This is a genomic window from Phyllobacterium sp. YR531 (assembly GCF_000282595.1).
GTDB lineage: Bacteria > Pseudomonadota > Alphaproteobacteria > Rhizobiales > Rhizobiaceae > Phyllobacterium.
Genome location: NZ_AKIZ01000030.1, coordinates 85028 through 101592, shown reverse-complemented (window position 1 = coordinate 101592; position 16565 = coordinate 85028). Strand labels below are relative to the sequence as shown.

Sequence of the window (16565 nt, the reverse complement as noted above, 5' to 3'; positions counted from 1 at the left end):
ATCGTATCGCCTGAATAGGTGCTGTCCCCGGTCAATATCAGCTGGCCACTGCCTGTTTTCGTCAACCCACCATCGTAAGAAGTGGGATCGGCGAGTTTGGCGGCAATGGCTTGGATGCGCGCTTCCGTCGCCACGAAATCAATTTCCATCTCAGCGGCAATCCGATCCGCAATAGCTTTTTCCCTCGCCGCTTCGAGACCGGTTCTAATCGTTTCCTCTACATTTTTATAGTTTGACTGAGCATCGTATCCCGCAGCCCAGCCTGGATAATCCTTGGAAAACTGTAATAAGATCCTTTCCGCAATCGGATCAGCCATAACGGCGTCCAATGCCGACACAAATGCGTCGTCATCTAAGGGTATTGCATCATTCTGCTTAAACAGCTCACCAATAATCGCTTTTGCGTTATCGAAATAACCCTCTGTAAATTCGCTGAGAACCTTCATCCGGATTGCATTTTGCATTGCCCCGGTCAACGTACCTGCCCCCGCTCCCTGCCAGCCGAAAGCAACACGCTTGGCCTCCCAATCAGCCACTTCTTTCATGTCATCCAGCTTGGTCTGCTGTAGGGTCGCATCGGAGATATTGTTCGACCAGGTTACAGTAACTCCCGCATCTACTTCTGCTCTGAACCGGCCAGTAAGCTGCTCCGGTCCACTTCCTGATACCGGATCATCCGCAAGAGCAGTGGTATTGGCTACAGCAAAAAAAAGGAATGAAAGGGTGCTGACTTTTAAAGAACGAGCGCAATTGTGGCTCCGTACTCGGCTAAACGCCGCCTTGAATTGAAATAGCATGAAAAAATTCTCAGCGTTCTAAAGTTGTAGATATTTATCTACCTATAACCATAGGTTGAGTCACAAAGCCGTCAATTCGTCTTTAGACTCATCAAAATTCGCCAAAGTCTGCGCGGCGCGGAGGCAGGCAACCGAGGGCGATGATTAAAGTCCGGGACGAGCCTGAACGTTGAGCGACTATTCCATATCCGTTTCTGGAAGGTCGATGCCCGATAGTTCCGCAAGCGTCATGCGTGCTGCACTGACACGTGCAAAACGCAGCGTCATTGCCTTGCGTGTGGCACCTGCCAGCTTGTGCTCGGGTGCATCGCGGATAATCTCGGCCCCATAGCCGTCGGAAAGGATGAAACCGCAATCCTCGGGAAAAATATCGGCGGGTACACCCGGATGTGTCGCAAAGAACAGCCGGTCACAATGCTCGCGATAAATCGGCCATTTGCGGTCGACCTTCCAGTCTTCGATGGATGATTTTATCTCGACAATCCAGATCTCGCCGCTTCGCGACAAGGCCACCAGATCGGCACGCCTGCCAGAAGCAAGCGACAGTTCAGGCATGACGGCCAGTCCCATTTCCAGAAAAAGCCGCTGCACGCCACGGCGTACAAGCATAGCATTCTCGGACTGCCTTCCATCGATAAGCGGGCTGGTTTGACCAAGGCTGACTATCGGCATGAGTGTGATTCTATCGGCAATTTTGCAACCATGTGTTGGAAAATACACCTACAGATAGTTGAAAACCATGGTTAATGGAAAACTAAGCTTTACGGTTAATGAAGCTTTAACAATAATGGCGCTAAAGAGGCAATCATAAGTAACACATAGATTCGCACAATAATCGGGGTGATCATGCGATTTAGAAATATCGTTCTTGCGGCTGGCCTTATCGGCGCAACTGCTCTGGCCGGCTGCTCCACGATCGGCCTCAATTTTTCCACAGCCTCCTATAGTTCGGTCACGGATGCAGGCTACGTTCTTCCCGCAATTCCCCGCGCAAAAATCCCGCCGCAGTTCCTGCGTCAGGAAGTCCGTTATGATGGCGGCGAAACGCCCGGCACAATCATCGTCGATACACAGACGAAGTTCCTGTACTTCGTTCTCGGCGGCGGCAAAGCGATGCGCTACGGTATCGGCGTCGGCAAGGAAGGTTTTGAGTGGAACGGTGCGGCCCGCATCGCACTCAAGCGTGAATGGCCACGCTGGACACCGCCAAGAGAGATGATCAAGCGCCGCCCTGAACTCGCTGAGTTCCGCGATGGTATGAACCCTGGCCTGCAGAATCCGCTTGGTGCCCGCGCGCTCTACCTCTTCAACAAGAGCGGCGACACCGGCTACCGCCTGCATGGTACTCCGGAATGGTGGTCCATCGGTAAAGCCATGTCCTCCGGCTGCATCCGTCTGATGAATCAGGACATTATCGATCTCTACAACCGCGCCGAAGTTGGTGCGAAGGTTGTTGTCCGATAGGACTATCGCGTCTATCGATGCCGCACACAACCGGGACTTGCAACTAGTTGCAGAAAAAGGCTACTCACGAGTGGCCTTTTTTATGTTGGTTGCGGAGACTCCCTGTCTTGAAACTTATGATTCAAATTCCTTGTTTCAACGAGGAGGGTACGCTCGCTGAAACCCTTGCCTGTCTGCCGCGCAAGGTCGAAGGCTTTGACACTGTTGAATGGCTCGTCATCAATGATGGCAGCACGGACAGGACCGTCGCGGTCGCCAAGGAGTGCGGCGTCGATCACATCGTGGATTTTCCGGTCAACCGAGGCCTCGCCAAGGCATTCGTGGCAGGGATCAACCGCGCACTTGAAGAAGGTGCCGATGTCATCGTCAATACGGATGCGGACAACCAGTATAATGCGGATGATATCCCGCTGCTCGTTGCGCCTATCATAGAGCGGCGAGCCCAGCTTGTTGTTGGCAGCCGGCCTATCCGCAGCATTGAACATTTCTCCCCAATCAAGAAGGTACTCCAGCGCCTTGGCAGCTGGGTGGTTCGGTTTACCTCCGGTGCCAGCGTCGTCGATGCGCCAAGCGGCTTTCGCGCCATATCCCGTGAAGCTTCCATGCGGCTGAATATTTTCGACAGCTATACATACACTCTTGAATCGATAATTCAGGCAGGGCGTTCTGGCGTCAGCATTATTTCCGTGCCTATCCGGGTCAACGGGGAAACACGCCCTTCCCGGCTTGTTCGCAGCATACCGCGCTACGTCATGCGATCCAGCCTTTCGATTATTCGCTCAATGTTTGTGTACCGGCCCGGCCAGACCTTCCTCATGCTTGGCCTTATCCCTCTGGCCATCGGCCTTTTCTTCAGTGCACGCTGGCTACTGTTCTTTTTCCAGGACTCCACACGCACTCACGTTCCAAGCCTGATCTTTGCTGCTGTCATGCTTATTGCGGCGCTACTTTGCTGGCTATGTGCGCTACTTGGCGAAATCAACGGTATAAACCGGAAACTGCTCGAAGATATACAATATCAGATGCGGCGCGAGCGGCTTGGTGACGGCAGCACCGAACAGGCAGATACCTATGCAGGCTGAATTGCGCGCAGCGATTTCAAGGCTTGTCCTTGCCGATATTCCAAAGCTGCTCACCTTGCTTGATCGCACACCGGTCAGCCCCACCTATGGCTGTTTCGACCGCGCCTATTGGCATTACCGCATGATCGACTTTCCCTGTGGCATGGGCCAGGAATTCGTGCTGCCACTCGCGCTTGTCTGGTCGATGCCGGACCTTCCCGGCAATGTCTACTATCAGGACCCGCTGATCCGCGAATTCGTTATTGCCGGTATTCGTTATGCGGCTCGTTCCGCCCACCCGGATGGCTCCTGCGATGATTATTACCCGTTCGAACGGGCCGCTGGTGCCGCCGCATTTTCGCTTTTTGCCATCCTGGAATCCTTGGACATCGTTGGTATTTCGGCTGATGCGGAGATTGACGCCTTTGTGCAGCGCCGCGCCAACTGGCTCGCATCGCATACGGAAAGCGGGCGCCTGTCCAATCATGAGGCGCTCATAATATCTTGCCTTGAGCGCGCTCGCATCCGCTATCCTAATCAGAAATTTGACGCCCAGATCGACACACGGCTTAGAAGGCTTTTGTCATGGCAGAGCAGCGAAGGCTGGTTTGATGAGTATGGCGGCGCTGACCTCGGTTATCTGTCGCTGACTATCGGGCTCCTGTCTGATCTCGACCGGCGGAGACCTGATCTCGAATTGCGTAAACCGCTGACGGCGGCGATTGATTTCTTCGCCAATTTTGTTCATCCCGACGGTACAGTCGGCGGCGAATACGCCAATCGTGGCACGCTGAATTTCTTTCCTTTCGGCTTCGAGATCGCCGGTGGGTGGTATGAGGATGCCCTGCGCATCAACAATCTTGCCCTCAAGCCAATCATCGAAGCCCGCACACCATGCTATTCGGATGATCGCATTCTTGCGCACCATCTTTGGGGTTGGTTGTTCACTCTGCGCGAGTATCAGGAGAAGCGGCCGGTAAACGTCCTGACACCGGCTGACAGCACATGGTTTCCCGGCTGCGGCCTGATGGTCGAGCGAAAGGGGCAAGATATGCTGGTAGCGTCGCTGCACAAGGGCGGTGTCTACAAGTTTTTCTCGGACGAACGACTGGTTGCCAGTGACACTGGTGTAACACTGCGCACGCAAGGCGGACGCGTTGCAGTCACGCATCTGGGCGGGTCCACTGTCGAGCGCGCTGGCGATACAATCACCGTTTCAGGACAAATGGGCTGGGCCAAGAGTACACGCCTGACGCCGGTAAAAAACGTCATTCTCCGTTGCCTGATGATCAGCCTTGGGCGGTTCTTTCCAGACCTCGTGAGAAGACTCCTCCAGAAGATTCTCGTGACAGGTAAATCACCGGCGCCTTACAATTATAGACGGCAGTTTGTGAAGACCACAGGAGGCTGGATTGTTACTGACCAGATTACGGCAGACAAAGATTGGAAGGATGCGGCGCAGATAGGCATTTCCAGCCATCAGACATCGACCACGACAGTCATGGCGCGTGTTTTCCAGCAAAGCCAGCAAACGGCCTTTATCGAAATCGCCATACCGGGTGACGGGCAGAACGCAAGCTTCGAACGCAGGCTGGAGAGCCTCGATGCGTAAGCTGATCGGCCTCGGCGTAAGCGCAGTCATTCTGGGCCTGCTCTACGCGTCGCTGGATACGGAAGGGCTGGCGCGCGCCATCCACGCTACCGACACCAACTGGCTCATAGCGGGCATCCTGTTTGTCATTCCGTTGAGCCTGCTCACCGCATGGCGGTTTTCATCTCTGGTCGACAACCGCATTTCATTTCTTGAATCCAACCGGCTCATACTCGCTGCAAGCACGCTGAATCTGTTCCTGCCTTCCAAGCTTGGCGATCTTGCCAAAGGGCATGTCATGTCAAAGCGCCACGGCATGGATACCGGACTTTCCTACGCCACAGTGGTTCTGGAAAAAGCACTCGATATGATGTCGCTGCTCCTTTGGGGTGTTTTCGGCCTCATCGTCGTCGGACTGGATCGCCCGGCGATGCTGCTGTTTCTGCTGCCAGTGGCCGGTCTGTGCATCGTACTACTTCTGTTGATCCTGCCTTTGCGCATCCTGCCTTTCATTCTGGAAACATTTGGCAAGGTGATGCCAGGGAAAGTGCGCCGGATCATTGAAAAGTCGGCGGCAAGCTGGCAACTGGTTTCGGAGACATTCTGGCAGCGACCTACCCATGCCATCAGCGTCATTGCGCTATCTGTCGTCATCTGGGGCGCGCACCTGTTTCAGTTCTGGCTGTTTTCACAGGCGCTGCATGGCAATGTGCCCATTCTCGAAAATGCTGCTTTCGCTACACTCTCTATTCTCGTCGGTCTCCTGCCCTTCACCTTTGCCGGTGTCGGCACCCGCGATGCTGCAATCATCTTTTTCTATGCGCCCTATCTCTCGCCTGAATCGGCCGCACTTCTCGGCATACTTGCCACCCTTCGCTATGTGATACCGGCAATTGCCGGCGCACCTTTTGTTGGCGATTTCATCGGCCTTGTACGTAGTGGCAAGAAGAAGACAACATGAACCCTTCCGGCATCAGCGCTTTTGTGAAGGATAAGCTTGAGCGGCGTGATGACGACCGCTTCTGGCTATCCCTTACGATTGCTCTCGGTGTTATCACCTGTGTGGCCCTGTTAATCAAAGGGCTTCACAATCCGGGTGCTGTTCCCGATGATGCCCGCATGTTCCTGTCATGGATGGGGCGTTTTGATAATCCTGAAATCCTCAAGGGCGACCTGATTGCCGACTATTGGTCGTCCGTCAGCCCTTGGGTCTATGATGTGCTTTTCCGGCTGGCATGGCTGTTGGGCATCGATCCCCTGATCCTCGTCAGGTTTTTCCCCGCCTTCCTTTTTCCGCCCATGGCGTTCTTTGGTTATCGGCTGCTGCGATCTTTCGGCGTGGAGCCCATCATCACGTTCATCGTCATCGCCTGTCTTCTGCATATACTGGCACGCGGTGAGATTGTCCCCAGCGGCACGCCCCGCTCGCTATGGCCGCTTTTCACGCTGATGGTGCTTGATGGCCTGTCGCGCAAGATGGTCTGGCAAACAGCAATTGGCCAATTGCTGTTGGCAGGCTGTTACCCCCAAATGGCCCTTGTAACATCAGGCATTATTGGCTTGTCGGCATTCAGCCCCTGGCAAAAACCCTGGATCGATTTAAGCAGGCGGCGCATTGCAATTGTCCTTGTCGCAGCTATTGCGACGATTGCCGGAATTTTGCCTTTTCTGATGGGAGCCGATGACTTTTCGCCGATCATGACCCTTGCAGAAGCGCGCAACATCCCGACCTTTCAGATCGGAGGGCGCGGACAGATCTTTTCCGCGGATGGCTCTGTAGACTTTTTCTGTTCTGCCAGAACGGGCATCTTTTCTGACCGTTGCGATGGTCTTACCGATCCCAAGATCCTATGGCTCGCAATCTGGTACTTTTCAGGCCCGCTCCTGCTATTCCTCGCGCTGTTCAATAAACCGGCAGAACATACACCGCGCTCGCCGCTCCCTCTTTATCTTGTCGTCACTTCGCTGGGCCTTGCCGGCATTGCCGCCCTGATGATGTTCAAGCTGCATTTGCCCAACCGCTACATGGCATTTTTCTTCCTTCTGCCATTTGTTTCAACCTTGCCCGTCGTACTGAGCTGGTTACGCGCACGTACATTGGCCCTTGTCATGGGAAACTGGCAGCGCTGGAGCTTGCCTATGACGGCGGGACTTTTGCTGCTGGTCGCAGGAAGTGTGTTTCTGGCGGCAAGCGTGAAACCGAAATTCAGCATTCCGGAAAACCCCGCCCTCATCAACGCAATCGCGGCCCTGCCCGAGCAAACAGTGGTCGGTGGTTTCGTAAAGGATCTGGACTTTTCGCCGGTATTCACCAACCGGTCGACGCTGTTCAATCGGGAACTTTCAATCGCCTATCAGCGTGGTTATTTCCTGCCAATCCAACAGCGCATGCAGGCAATGCGTGATCTCGTATTGACCAGCGATCCTGCGGTATTGAGTGGGTATATCAGGTCGCTCAAACTTGATCGTCTCGCAATTGACGATGATACACTTTCAAATGCCCGCGTCCCGGTGCCTTTTAGAAGCTTTTTCGGGCCAGACCTGAATGCCTTGGAAGATGATGCGAAAAAAGCGGGCCCGTCACTTGTGGCGCAGCTTGCTCCCCGCTGCACAAGCGGCACATATGGCGCCGTACACTTGCTGGATACGGCCTGTATTCTCGGTCAGATTGCGCCGAACTGACATTGGATGTGCCTCACGGCTCCGTCATGTGCCTGTCTTGCGACGGCATTATTTCCTTCTCCTAACTTTTGTCGTGTTGACCTGATCGTCTACCCCCTCATAGATTGCATAAGTCGATCTTCATCGACGACGCATACAGGCTGAAACTGGAAAGTGAATATGTTTAAAACCGTTGCCACCAAACCATTCGATGACCAAAAGCCCGGCACATCGGGGCTTCGCAAGAAGGTCCCCGTTTTCCAGCAGCCGAACTATGCGGAGAACTTCATCCAGTCGGTGTTCGATGCCCTTGAAGGTTTTGCAGGCAAGACATTGGTCATCGGAGGAGACGGTCGTTACTACAATCGCGAAGTCATCCAGATTGCCTTGAAAATGGCCGCTGCAAACGGTTTTGGCCGTGTTCTCGTCGGTCAGGGGGGCATTCTATCCACACCGGCCGCTTCACACCTCATTCGCAAGAACAAAGCCTTTGGCGGACTGATCCTCTCCGCCAGCCATAATCCGGGCGGACCTACCGAAGATTTCGGCATAAAATACAATATCGGCAATGGCGGTCCTGCGCCGGAAAAGATCACTGAAGCCATTTTTGCGATCTCTAAAACCATCAAGGAATACAAGATCGCCGAAAGTGCCGATATCGACATCGATACGATTGGCGCGCAGAAGCTTGGCGATATGGACGTCGAAATCGTTGACTCCGTCGCTGACTATGCGGCCCTGATGGAAACTCTCTTCGATTTCAATGCCATTCGCGATCTGATCAAATCAGGCTTTACACTACGTTTCGATTCCATGCACGCGGTGACAGGCCCTTACGGCAAAGAAATCCTTGAAAAACGCCTCGGCGCACCAGAGGGCACCTGCCTCAATTTCATACCGCTGACCGATTTTGGCGGGCATCATCCCGACCCTAATCTTGTTTATGCGAAGGAACTCTATGATCTGCTGATGTCGCCCGATGGCCCCGATTTCGGCGCTGCTTCCGATGGCGATGGCGACCGCAATCTTATCATTGGAAAGGGCATCTTCATCACGCCATCCGACTCGCTTGCCATGCTTGCTGCCAATGCGCATCTTGCTCCCGGCTACAAGTCCGGTCTCAAAGGCATTGCCCGTTCCATGCCGACCAGTGGAGCCGCCGACCGCGTGGCGGAAAAACTGAAAATCGGCATGTACGAGACGCCAACAGGCTGGAAGTTTTTCGGCAATCTGCTGGATGCGGATATGGCAACAATCTGCGGCGAGGAAAGCTCCGGCACGGGCTCGAACCATGTGCGCGAAAAAGACGGCCTTTGGGCGGTGCTGCTCTGGCTCAACATACTGGCTGTGCGCCGTGTAAGCGTGAAGGAAATTGCTGCGGAACATTGGGCCACTTATGGCCGCAACTATTACTCACGCCACGATTATGAGGGTGTTGATACCGACAGCGCAAACAAGGTTGTCGATGCGTTGCGGGCAAAACTTTCCAGCCTGCCCGGCACGTCCGTTCAGGGTTTGAAAATCTCCGCTGCCGATGATTTTGCCTATCACGATCCTGTCGATAAATCCGTCAGCGAGCATCAGGGCATCCGTGTGCTTTTCGAAGGCGGCTCGCGCGTTGTTTTCCGTCTCTCCGGCACCGGCACATCCGGCGCCACGATCCGCGTTTACATTGAACGCTATGAGCCTGATCCATCCCGGCATGACCTGGAAACGCAGGGTGCTCTTGCCGATCTCATCGTTGCTGCTGAAGAGCTTTCCGGAATCAAGGCCCATACGGGCCGCAAGGAACCAAGCGTCATCACCTGAGAAATCCGGATCGCGTGAGCGGCTAGACTGACAGCCGGACGGACAATTTCATTTGTCCGTCCGGCTTATTTTATGGTGCGGTAAGTTTACAAATCTCGCGCCGGACATGATTTCCGTCACGGCAACCCCAAGCCCATGTCGCTCATGATCCGTGACAGCTAGCCACAAATATTATTCCCGCAAATCTACTCAAACGTTCGCCGCAAGACCCCACTTGCAAATGACTATTAAAAGCAATTAACTATTTGATTTTATTTGACTTTTTATAACATAATGACTATCTGCCTCATGCCAGTTGCAAAAAACCGGCTGAACATGATGAGTCATGCGGAGCAGCGGGCACGCAACATCATCCCATGCAAATTGCCCGCCCCGACTGTCAAAATGTCTCCATTTACAATCATTGTCCTTGCAATCAGCATGTCTGTGGATGCGTTCGCCGTTTCGGTCGGCCGTGGGGCAGCTTTGGGACGGCCGCGTTTCTCGGAGTCTATTCGAACCGGGGCCGTGTTCGGAATCGTTGAAGCAATTACACCAATTATCGGCTGGGCTGCCGGTGTTGCCGCCAGCGGCTTTGTTCAGGCAGTTGATCATTGGATCGCATTCGGGCTTTTGGGCGCTGTCGGGTTCCGGATGCTCTATGCTGCCTTGTTCCAAAAATCCCAAACGGAAGACCGTGTTGGAAGCTCCGCTTATATGCTGCTTGCAACCGCTGTGGGCACAAGCCTCGACGCGATGGCCGTAGGCGTTTCCCTTGCCTTCCTCAATGTGAACATACTTGTCATTGCCCTGGCGATCGGCCTTGCCACCTTCCTGATGTCATCCGGTGGAATGCTCATCGGCAGGTTGATTGGCGAGCCCTTGGGCCGGGCAGCCGAAGCCATTGCCGGTCTCGCGCTGATTGGATTGGGGATTTCAATATTGATCGAGCATTTGACGGCGATCTGACAACCTCACTCAATCCGCCGGTGGGGCCGGGGAATACCGTCTGGAGTAAATAAAAACCCGGCACATTGGCCGGGTTTCATATTCATCTGATCCAACTATTACTGGATTTCACCCAGCAATTCGTACTCTGCCAGATGCTGAAAATGTTACTTTAGAAGTCTGTCAGTAGCGAGGCATGGGCAGCAATAGCTTGCTCGTCTGGCTCCATGCTCAACTCAAGGTCCGCTCTTTTATGCCGACTTATGTGTGTCAATTACCCTTAAATCCAAACCCAATTTACTCCCTGCCGGGGAAGTGCGGGCCAGGACCAAGCTTGCCCAATTCATCCCAGGGATTGCGCAAGGGGCAATTTGTCAGGGACAGGCATCCGCAGCCAATGCATGAATCGAGCTGATCGCGCATGCCGGTCAAAAGCCGGATGCGGCTTTCAAGTTCCTCGCGCCACGACGCGGAAAACCTTTGCCAGTCTGCCGCCGTAGGGCTGCGGTTCTGTGGCAGGGAATCGAGCTGCCGCTTTATGGAAGCCAGCGGAATTCCCACACGCTGCGCTATCTTGATGACCGCCACCTTGCGCAAAACATCTCGCGGGTAACGTCGCTGGTTGCCGGCACTGCGCATGCTTTTGATCAGGTTTTTCGCCTCGTAGAAATGCAGCGTGGATACCGCAACCCCGCTGCGCGCCGCCACCTCCCCAACCGAAAGTTCGCGGGGAAATGGCAGTTCCTTCTTTTTCTCGACCATGCTCTTGACCTCAACTTTGGTTGAGGTTTTATAAAGCATGCTCCTGATGATTCAAAGACGCAAAGATGGAGCGCATCATGAATATGCAACGGCCCCGAAGTTTTCATGCCCACAGACCTTCGGCGAGACCTGTTTATTTCGTGGCTGGAGCTACAGGCAATGTTGGGCGCCATCTCGTGCCTGAACTGATCTGGAACGGCCATGATGTCCGCGCACTGACCCGTAACCCCATGCAGGCAAACCTGCCACCACGCACCCAGATCGTTCATGGCGACCTGAATGATGTTTCTTCTTTTGAAGAAGCGCTGCAAGGCGTCACCGGCCTGCACCTCATCACCATAGGCGGCGATGATTATGAGCCACTGCGCAATGGGGATGCCATTCTGGCGGCTGCGATAAGTGCCGGGGTCAAACGTGTAACTGTTCTCAGTGATGGCCGCGAAGGCCCAATCGAAAAGGCCGTCCGCAGAAGCGGCCTTGAATGGACCATTCTCATGCCGGTCGAGCTTATGTCGAACATGTTCGGCTGGGCTCATTCCATCAAGACGGAAAATGCCGTACGCGGTCCTGCCGGCGATATTGCAAAGACCATGATCCATGAAAGTGATGTTGCGTCAGCCGCTGCACAAATTCTCATGCATGGCGGACACCGCGAAGAAGTATGCCATTTGTCAGGGCCCGAAGCCCTTACGACCCGCCAGAAGCTGCGAAAGCTGAACCGGGTTCTGGGCCGGAATATCCGCTATGTCGAAGTCGGCGAACAGCATACGCGCGAGATGATGCAACGGCTCGGCATGCGCAATGATGTTATTGATTACGTGATTGAATGGGACAAGAACCCGCCTTCCGAGGCGCGTGAGCCTAATCACGTCTTCGAAAATATCGTGAGACGCAAGCCATCGACCCTTATGGATTGGCTTGATGAGAACAGCCATGCATTCGAAGCTCCGGATATTACACTGGAAGATATCCAACTCGCCGCTTCGGCCTGACCGTCAGGAAACGCGGCTTTGCGCAGCGCTTTGGCGATGTCCAAGGGTGCGCGCTATAACCCGCTGCAACATGCGCGCGGCACTTTGTGCCGGAGCGATGGTTTTCGGCCAGCCGGTAGATCATATCTTTTAATCGGCTGAATGTTGTCCGGAGGATTTCAGGGTTGGTCTGGGGGCGGTGTGGTTAGCTTGTCTCCAACTGCATAAAGGATACAGTTCTCCTCACCATCGCGCACATATTTCTGGCATGTTGTGAGAGCTTCCTTTGCCGCCTGCCACTGAGTGCGAATTGATGTCACCCACCCCCACGCTCCATCGGGGCTATAGGCGAATGCTTTTTCGTAGGATTTCGTTGCACGGTAATCCACGAAAGCATAAACCCCTTTCCCATTCAACTTGCTTGGAAATGGCAGTTTCGAGTCAGTCATTTTGATAATTTCATCACTTGGCAGACCCTGCTTTTTCAGAAATGGGCCAACTTGGGACCACCAGAAATCCTCGGGAGACGAGGCCAGCAGGAAATGGCCATTATGCTTGAAGGCCGGAGCCAGGAAAAATTCGGCAAGTCCACCACCCGCCTGATACCGGCCCAACATGTCTTTTGCCAGATCAGGGGAAAAAGACGAATCATTGGCTGAATAAATCCACAGACCGGGTACGCGAGCCGTTTTACCGAAAGATGCTACTGCTGCCAGAAGGCTTTCCTGCTGCATATCCCTCCACCATCCTTTGCACCACGACCACCACTGAAATTGATAACCGCTTGCACCCCTGCAGGATTGAGCGCGCTTGCAGCCAAAACAGAAAACCCTCCGGTCGATGTTCCGAGAAGAACTGTCTTGTCCGGCGCGGCCCAGTCTTTTTTCCGGATGGCTTCCAGTGCAGCCAATAAATCGCCTCGGGCAATTTCTCCTGACCTTAAATGGCGGGGTTTTTCGCAGGTGCTGTTTTCGTAATCCAGCTTACCATCCGATCGACCATAGCCACGACGCAGAACGACGACGGAAGCATAGCCATGACGCGCGAATGCAATGGCAGCACCGGAAAATTTATTGGGTTCTGTGAGCTTGTCATCCTCGTTACCCTCACTGCCGTGTGTAATGAGAGCGACGGGAAACCGCCCTGCCCTGTCTGGCCTCGTAACAAAGGCATCAAGCTTATAGCGCTTCGCATTTGGTAGCACGATTTCAAGAGATAGTGGCTCACGCACCATTCCCTCTATCTGCTGATTGGCTCCTCCGTAGACTGCTTCATCAACTTTGCTTTGTCCTGAAGCTGGTGACTGGAGGATAAAGAGAACAATGACAGCCAAAAGCCCAGTCAAATATCGAGCCGAGATATGAACCCCGGCTTTGAAAGGGCCGATCTCTGCATAACAATATTGGCAAGGTTTGACTCTCGTTATCAGGAACACATCTCCGGCTAGTCGAACACAATCGCCGGGGCAGTACGCCCACCCTTTGCCACCTTCAACTGATCCCAGACCTTGGCTGCGATCTCACGGTAGACCTTGGTCTGCGGACCATCAGGACTACTGATGACCACCGGCGTTCCGGCATCCGACATCTCGCGGATTTCCATGACCAGTGGCACTTCACCAAGAAATGGCACGCCGAGACGCTCCGCTTCCTTACGCGCGCCGCCATGGCCGAAAATATCATAGCGGTTGCCCGTATCCGGCGCGATGAAATAACTCATATTCTCGACAATACCTAGCAGTGGCACGTCCACCTTCTTGAACATGTTGAGGCCCTTGCGCGCATCTATCAGCGCCAAGTCCTGCGGCGTCGATACAATCACTGCACCGGCGAGCGGCACCTGCTGCGCCATGGTCAATTGCGCATCGCCCGTGCCGGGCGGCATATCGACGACCAGCACATCGAGATCACCCCACTGCACCTCACGCAGCATCTGCGTCAGCGCCGACATAACCATGGGGCCACGCCAGATCATCGGCGTTTCCTCATCGACAAGGAAACCAATCGACATCACCTTCAGCCCGTAACCTTCCATCGGTTTCAGCACACGGCCGGACACCACCTCCGGCTTGCCGGAAAGATGCAGCAGGCGCGGCATGGAAGGCCCATATATATCGGCGTCCAGAATACCCACGCGCTGCCCGTTTGCCTGCAAGGCCAAGGCCAGGTTGACCGCAGTGGTCGATTTGCCAACACCGCCCTTGCCGGACGCCACTGCGATGATAGCACCGACGCCCGGCACGCCGGATTTGACCGGAGCAGCAGCGTGGCCGTGGCCGGCATGGCTATGGCCGGGAGCCGCCGCCGGTTGCGCCGGAACACGCTGAGGTGGAACGGCACCCGCAGGTGCAGGTCTTTGCGCCGGTCTTGGTGCAGGCGTGGGGCGCGGAGCATCATCGCTTGTCGGGCCGCCGCGTTTTTCAGCGGTCAATGCAACGACAGCACCTTTCACTGCGGGCATCGCCTTGACCACACGCTCGGCGGCAGAGCGAAGCGGCTCAAGCTCCTGCGCACGTGAAGCGGGCACGGTGATCGAGAAGAACACCTTGTTGTCGGCTATGAAAATATCTGAAACCAGACCCAGTTCGACAATATTGCTGTTGAAATCCGGACCGGTCACTGTCCTCAACTGTTCCAGGACCTCGGTCTTCGTCACGTCTGCCATTGCAATTCCATCCCTGTCGTTCTTAACATCCCAGATAATGCACTTAGGCCGAAACTCCAATGGACATTTGTACGCGCCTCACATGGATGAAGTCGCACCACGAAGCTCCCGGATATTCTGGTGCAGCCTTTTTGCTGCTTTCCTGCTGCATATCGCTTTATGTCTCCTGCTTTTCCGCATGACTACTGAACAATTGCCGGAACTGCCTGAAACGTCGGTTCCGATTGAGCTTGTCGCCGCACCGCCAGAACAGAAACCTGCTCGGTCAGAGGCATCTGTTCCGCCAGAACCGGAAAATACTGCGCCTGACCTGCCTTCCCCTCAGCCCTCTGCGCCACGGTCTGAAGCACCGTCTATGCACCGTGCGGAAAAACTTTTTTCCCAGCAGGTTCTTGCCGATCCCCGCAGCCGCAAAGCGCGTGAAAGTCTCCGACATCTCGTGTCCGAAGAGCGTCTTGTTGAACTTTGCAATATTGAAGCGATGGAACAGGTCTATCGTTCAAACCCGGCATTACGTCCCGAAACCCTTGTGGCCTATGCCATGGCCGAACCCAAATTTTCCGGCGTTTCTTTACTCGTTACGGGCGGCGCATTCAGAAGCAGACGGCGCTGGTATAATATCCAATACAAATGTGAAGTGAGCGCAAACGCCACTGACATTGTTTCCTTTGAATTTCTTGCAGGTGACGAAATCCCGCCTACTGAGTGGGAAGAACATAATCTGACAATCAGCGACGAGCCCGCCGACTAAAGTCTACTATCACCGACTGTGATTTCCTCCTACGTTTCTCTTTGATCGGGGAGGCCTGCGCGTATGTTCAGGGGGCAACCCTAAAGGCGTGGGCGCTCTTCCTCGAAGGGTTGTCAACTCCCCGGTCACCAGAGGCTAAAACCTCCGGTGACCACTTTCCTCGAAAGAAAAGGGAGTGGCGATGAGCGATTATAATTTCTGGGCTGATTTTCTCGATACGTTTCAATCCTCACCGGATTGGATCAAGGCAATCTGGCTGCTTGTGCCACCCGGCTTTCTTCTTGCCCTTATCGCGATGCTTATACGACTGTGGATCGGCAACCGCGAGGCTGATAGAGATATGACAGGCGAACTGATTTACTCGATCCGCCGCGACAGCAACAATCTACTGCATATCATCAGCCATGTCCCGCTTGCCAATGGCAATCCGCTTTTGATGCTGCCGCCCCATCATGACGAAGAGTCCGAATCTGAAAGCTTGCCGGTTAAGCGGCGCGCAATTTAGCCATCAGGTTCGCACGGAATAATATGCTGCCCGTCACTTTGAATAGGGCGTCCCATCCTTGTGTACGAACCTACCATCCGCATTTGAGCTCATCATATCAATGTCGGAACAGGTGGTCATGTCGAGCGGATTGCGTGTCCCGACCTCAAGATAGACCGCCGTAACAGACGAACGATTTATCATGTGATGGCCATTGCCGGTTCCTTTTGGAAAGGCCGCACAATCACCAGCCCGCAAAATCGCTTCACCATCATCTTCGACCAGCGTCAGCTCGCCTTCCAGCAGATAGACCAGCTCATCTTCATGGCTATGCCAATGGCGCTGGCTGGACCAGCCTCCGGGCGGGAGCGTCATCAGATTAACGCCGTAATCGCTCAGCCCGCCCGCATCGCCCAGGCGTTTGCGCGTCCGCGAGGCACATGGCACATCAAAAGGCGGCGGATAGCCTGAACCCTTACGTGCAGGCACAGCGGCAATATCTATCTTTGGCATATACGTCCTCCCGCATCGCCAGTGACTAAAGTAGAGCTGGATTAAAAACAGTTCGTAACCTACACGCAATGTCCATAGGCGAAGTATGCTGCGCGATGAGTGAAAACCGT

Annotated in this window: 17 protein-coding genes; 10 read left to right on the top strand and 7 right to left on the bottom strand. The window is 54.3% G+C overall.

Going from position 1 to position 16565, the window contains the following annotated elements:
• The coding region (locus tag PMI41_RS17610) for an autotransporter-associated beta strand repeat-containing protein (protein WP_008127104.1) at nt 1–797 on the bottom strand (797 nt) is incomplete at its 3' end.
• 177 nt (nt 798–974) lie between these two features.
• Complete coding sequence (locus PMI41_RS17605) at nt 975–1469, bottom strand: MmcB family DNA repair protein (RefSeq protein WP_040855688.1); 495 nt, start codon at nt 1467–1469, stop codon at nt 975–977.
• A 174-nt stretch (nt 1470–1643) separates the two neighbouring features.
• Here PMI41_RS17605 and PMI41_RS17600 point away from each other — a divergent pair, with 174 nt between their 5' ends.
• The 7 genes from PMI41_RS17600 (at nt 1644) to PMI41_RS17570 (ending at nt 10331) form a co-directional block, all read left to right on the top strand.
• On the top strand, nt 1644–2261 hold the full coding sequence (locus tag PMI41_RS17600; protein WP_008127102.1) for a L,D-transpeptidase: 618 nt from the start codon (nt 1644–1646) through the stop codon (nt 2259–2261).
• A 116-nt stretch (nt 2262–2377) separates the two neighbouring features.
• Nucleotides 2378–3343 carry a glycosyltransferase family 2 protein gene (locus PMI41_RS17595; protein WP_081497165.1) on the top strand — a complete coding sequence of 322 codons (966 nt, stop codon included), beginning with the start codon at nt 2378–2380 and terminating at the stop codon, nt 3341–3343.
• Nucleotides 3333–4934, top strand: coding sequence for a hypothetical protein (locus tag PMI41_RS17590; RefSeq protein ID WP_008127100.1), 1602 nt, complete (start codon nt 3333–3335; stop codon nt 4932–4934). Before PMI41_RS17595 ends, PMI41_RS17590 begins: the two co-directional genes overlap by 11 nt.
• On the top strand, nt 4927–5874 hold the full coding sequence (locus PMI41_RS17585) for a lysylphosphatidylglycerol synthase transmembrane domain-containing protein (protein ID WP_008127098.1): 948 nt from the start codon (nt 4927–4929) through the stop codon (nt 5872–5874). The genes PMI41_RS17590 and PMI41_RS17585 overlap by 8 nt, the downstream gene beginning before the upstream one ends.
• Nucleotides 5871–7595, top strand: coding sequence for a hypothetical protein (locus tag PMI41_RS17580; RefSeq protein WP_008127095.1), 1725 nt, complete (start codon nt 5871–5873; stop codon nt 7593–7595). Before PMI41_RS17585 ends, PMI41_RS17580 begins: the two co-directional genes overlap by 4 nt.
• A gap of 159 nt (nt 7596–7754) precedes the next feature.
• The gene (locus PMI41_RS17575) at nt 7755–9383 is read left to right on the top strand and encodes an alpha-D-glucose phosphate-specific phosphoglucomutase (protein ID WP_008127093.1); all 1629 of its coding nucleotides are present in this window, start codon (nt 7755–7757) and stop codon (nt 9381–9383) included.
• Between the two features lie 384 nt (nt 9384–9767).
• Nucleotides 9768–10331 (top strand): manganese efflux pump MntP family protein, encoded by a 564-nt coding sequence (locus tag PMI41_RS17570; RefSeq protein ID WP_040855723.1) that lies wholly within the window; start codon nt 9768–9770, stop codon nt 10329–10331.
• A 276-nt stretch (nt 10332–10607) separates the two neighbouring features.
• On the opposite strand, the gene soxR is transcribed toward PMI41_RS17570, so the two are convergent.
• Nucleotides 10608–11072, bottom strand: coding sequence for a redox-sensitive transcriptional activator SoxR (soxR, locus tag PMI41_RS17565; protein ID WP_008127088.1), 465 nt, complete (start codon nt 11070–11072; stop codon nt 10608–10610).
• Nucleotides 11073–11149: 77 nt separating this feature from the next.
• Between soxR and PMI41_RS17560 the strand changes: the two genes are divergently transcribed.
• A complete protein-coding gene (locus tag PMI41_RS17560; RefSeq protein ID WP_008127086.1) occupies nt 11150–12064 on the top strand; it encodes an NAD(P)H-binding protein in 915 nt (304 codons plus the stop codon).
• Nucleotides 12065–12222: 158 nt separating this feature from the next.
• Here PMI41_RS17560 and PMI41_RS24370 read toward each other — a convergent pair whose 3' ends face one another.
• The 3 genes from PMI41_RS24370 to PMI41_RS17550 form a co-directional block, all read right to left on the bottom strand.
• A complete protein-coding gene (locus tag PMI41_RS24370; protein WP_008127084.1) occupies nt 12223–12777 on the bottom strand; it encodes a hypothetical protein in 555 nt (184 codons plus the stop codon).
• A complete protein-coding gene (locus PMI41_RS24365) occupies nt 12747–13388 on the bottom strand; it encodes a CocE/NonD family hydrolase (protein ID WP_052025933.1) in 642 nt (213 codons plus the stop codon). Before PMI41_RS24365 ends, PMI41_RS24370 begins: the two co-directional genes overlap by 31 nt.
• Before the next feature lie 98 nt (nt 13389–13486).
• Nucleotides 13487–14707 carry an Mrp/NBP35 family ATP-binding protein gene (locus tag PMI41_RS17550; protein WP_008127082.1) on the bottom strand — a complete coding sequence of 407 codons (1221 nt, stop codon included), beginning with the start codon at nt 14705–14707 and terminating at the stop codon, nt 13487–13489.
• A gap of 82 nt (nt 14708–14789) precedes the next feature.
• On the opposite strand from PMI41_RS17550, the gene PMI41_RS17545 reads away from it, so the two are divergent.
• Entirely contained in the window at nt 14790–15458 is a 669-nt protein-coding gene (locus PMI41_RS17545; protein ID WP_008127081.1) for a DUF930 domain-containing protein, read from the top strand.
• A 181-nt stretch (nt 15459–15639) separates the two neighbouring features.
• Nucleotides 15640–15963, top strand: coding sequence for a hypothetical protein (locus PMI41_RS17540; RefSeq protein WP_008127080.1), 324 nt, complete (start codon nt 15640–15642; stop codon nt 15961–15963).
• Nucleotides 15964–15996: 33 nt separating this feature from the next.
• On the opposite strand, the gene PMI41_RS17535 is transcribed toward PMI41_RS17540, so the two are convergent.
• Entirely contained in the window at nt 15997–16455 is a 459-nt protein-coding gene (locus tag PMI41_RS17535; protein ID WP_008127078.1) for a cupin domain-containing protein, read from the bottom strand.
• Nucleotides 16456–16565 lie beyond the last annotated feature (110 nt).

Excerpts from the sequence above, each read along its gene's own strand:
- PMI41_RS17585 (WP_008127098.1), top strand. The coding sequence starts at position 4,927 with ATGCGTAAGCTGATCGGCCTCGGCGTAAGCGCAGTCATTCTGGGCCTG.
- PMI41_RS24370 (WP_008127084.1), bottom strand. The coding sequence starts at position 12,777 with ATGCAGCAGGAAAGCCTTCTGGCAGCAGTAGCATCTTTCGGTAAAACG.
- soxR (WP_008127088.1), bottom strand. The coding sequence starts at position 11,072 with ATGGTCGAGAAAAAGAAGGAACTGCCATTTCCCCGCGAACTTTCGGTT.
- PMI41_RS17600 (WP_008127102.1), top strand. The coding sequence starts at position 1,644 with ATGCGATTTAGAAATATCGTTCTTGCGGCTGGCCTTATCGGCGCAACT.
- PMI41_RS17605 (WP_040855688.1), bottom strand. The coding sequence starts at position 1,469 with ATGCCGATAGTCAGCCTTGGTCAAACCAGCCCGCTTATCGATGGAAGG.
- PMI41_RS17545 (WP_008127081.1), top strand. The coding sequence starts at position 14,790 with ATGGATGAAGTCGCACCACGAAGCTCCCGGATATTCTGGTGCAGCCTT.
- PMI41_RS17590 (WP_008127100.1), top strand. The coding sequence starts at position 3,333 with ATGCAGGCTGAATTGCGCGCAGCGATTTCAAGGCTTGTCCTTGCCGAT.
- PMI41_RS17575 (WP_008127093.1), top strand. The coding sequence starts at position 7,755 with ATGTTTAAAACCGTTGCCACCAAACCATTCGATGACCAAAAGCCCGGC.
- PMI41_RS17560 (WP_008127086.1), top strand. The coding sequence starts at position 11,150 with ATGAATATGCAACGGCCCCGAAGTTTTCATGCCCACAGACCTTCGGCG.
- PMI41_RS17550 (WP_008127082.1), bottom strand. The coding sequence starts at position 14,707 with ATGGCAGACGTGACGAAGACCGAGGTCCTGGAACAGTTGAGGACAGTG.
- PMI41_RS17580 (WP_008127095.1), top strand. The coding sequence starts at position 5,871 with ATGAACCCTTCCGGCATCAGCGCTTTTGTGAAGGATAAGCTTGAGCGG.
- PMI41_RS17595 (WP_081497165.1), top strand. The coding sequence starts at position 2,378 with ATGATTCAAATTCCTTGTTTCAACGAGGAGGGTACGCTCGCTGAAACC.
- PMI41_RS17570 (WP_040855723.1), top strand. The coding sequence starts at position 9,768 with ATGTCTCCATTTACAATCATTGTCCTTGCAATCAGCATGTCTGTGGAT.
- PMI41_RS17535 (WP_008127078.1), bottom strand. The coding sequence starts at position 16,455 with ATGCCAAAGATAGATATTGCCGCTGTGCCTGCACGTAAGGGTTCAGGC.
- PMI41_RS17540 (WP_008127080.1), top strand. The coding sequence starts at position 15,640 with ATGAGCGATTATAATTTCTGGGCTGATTTTCTCGATACGTTTCAATCC.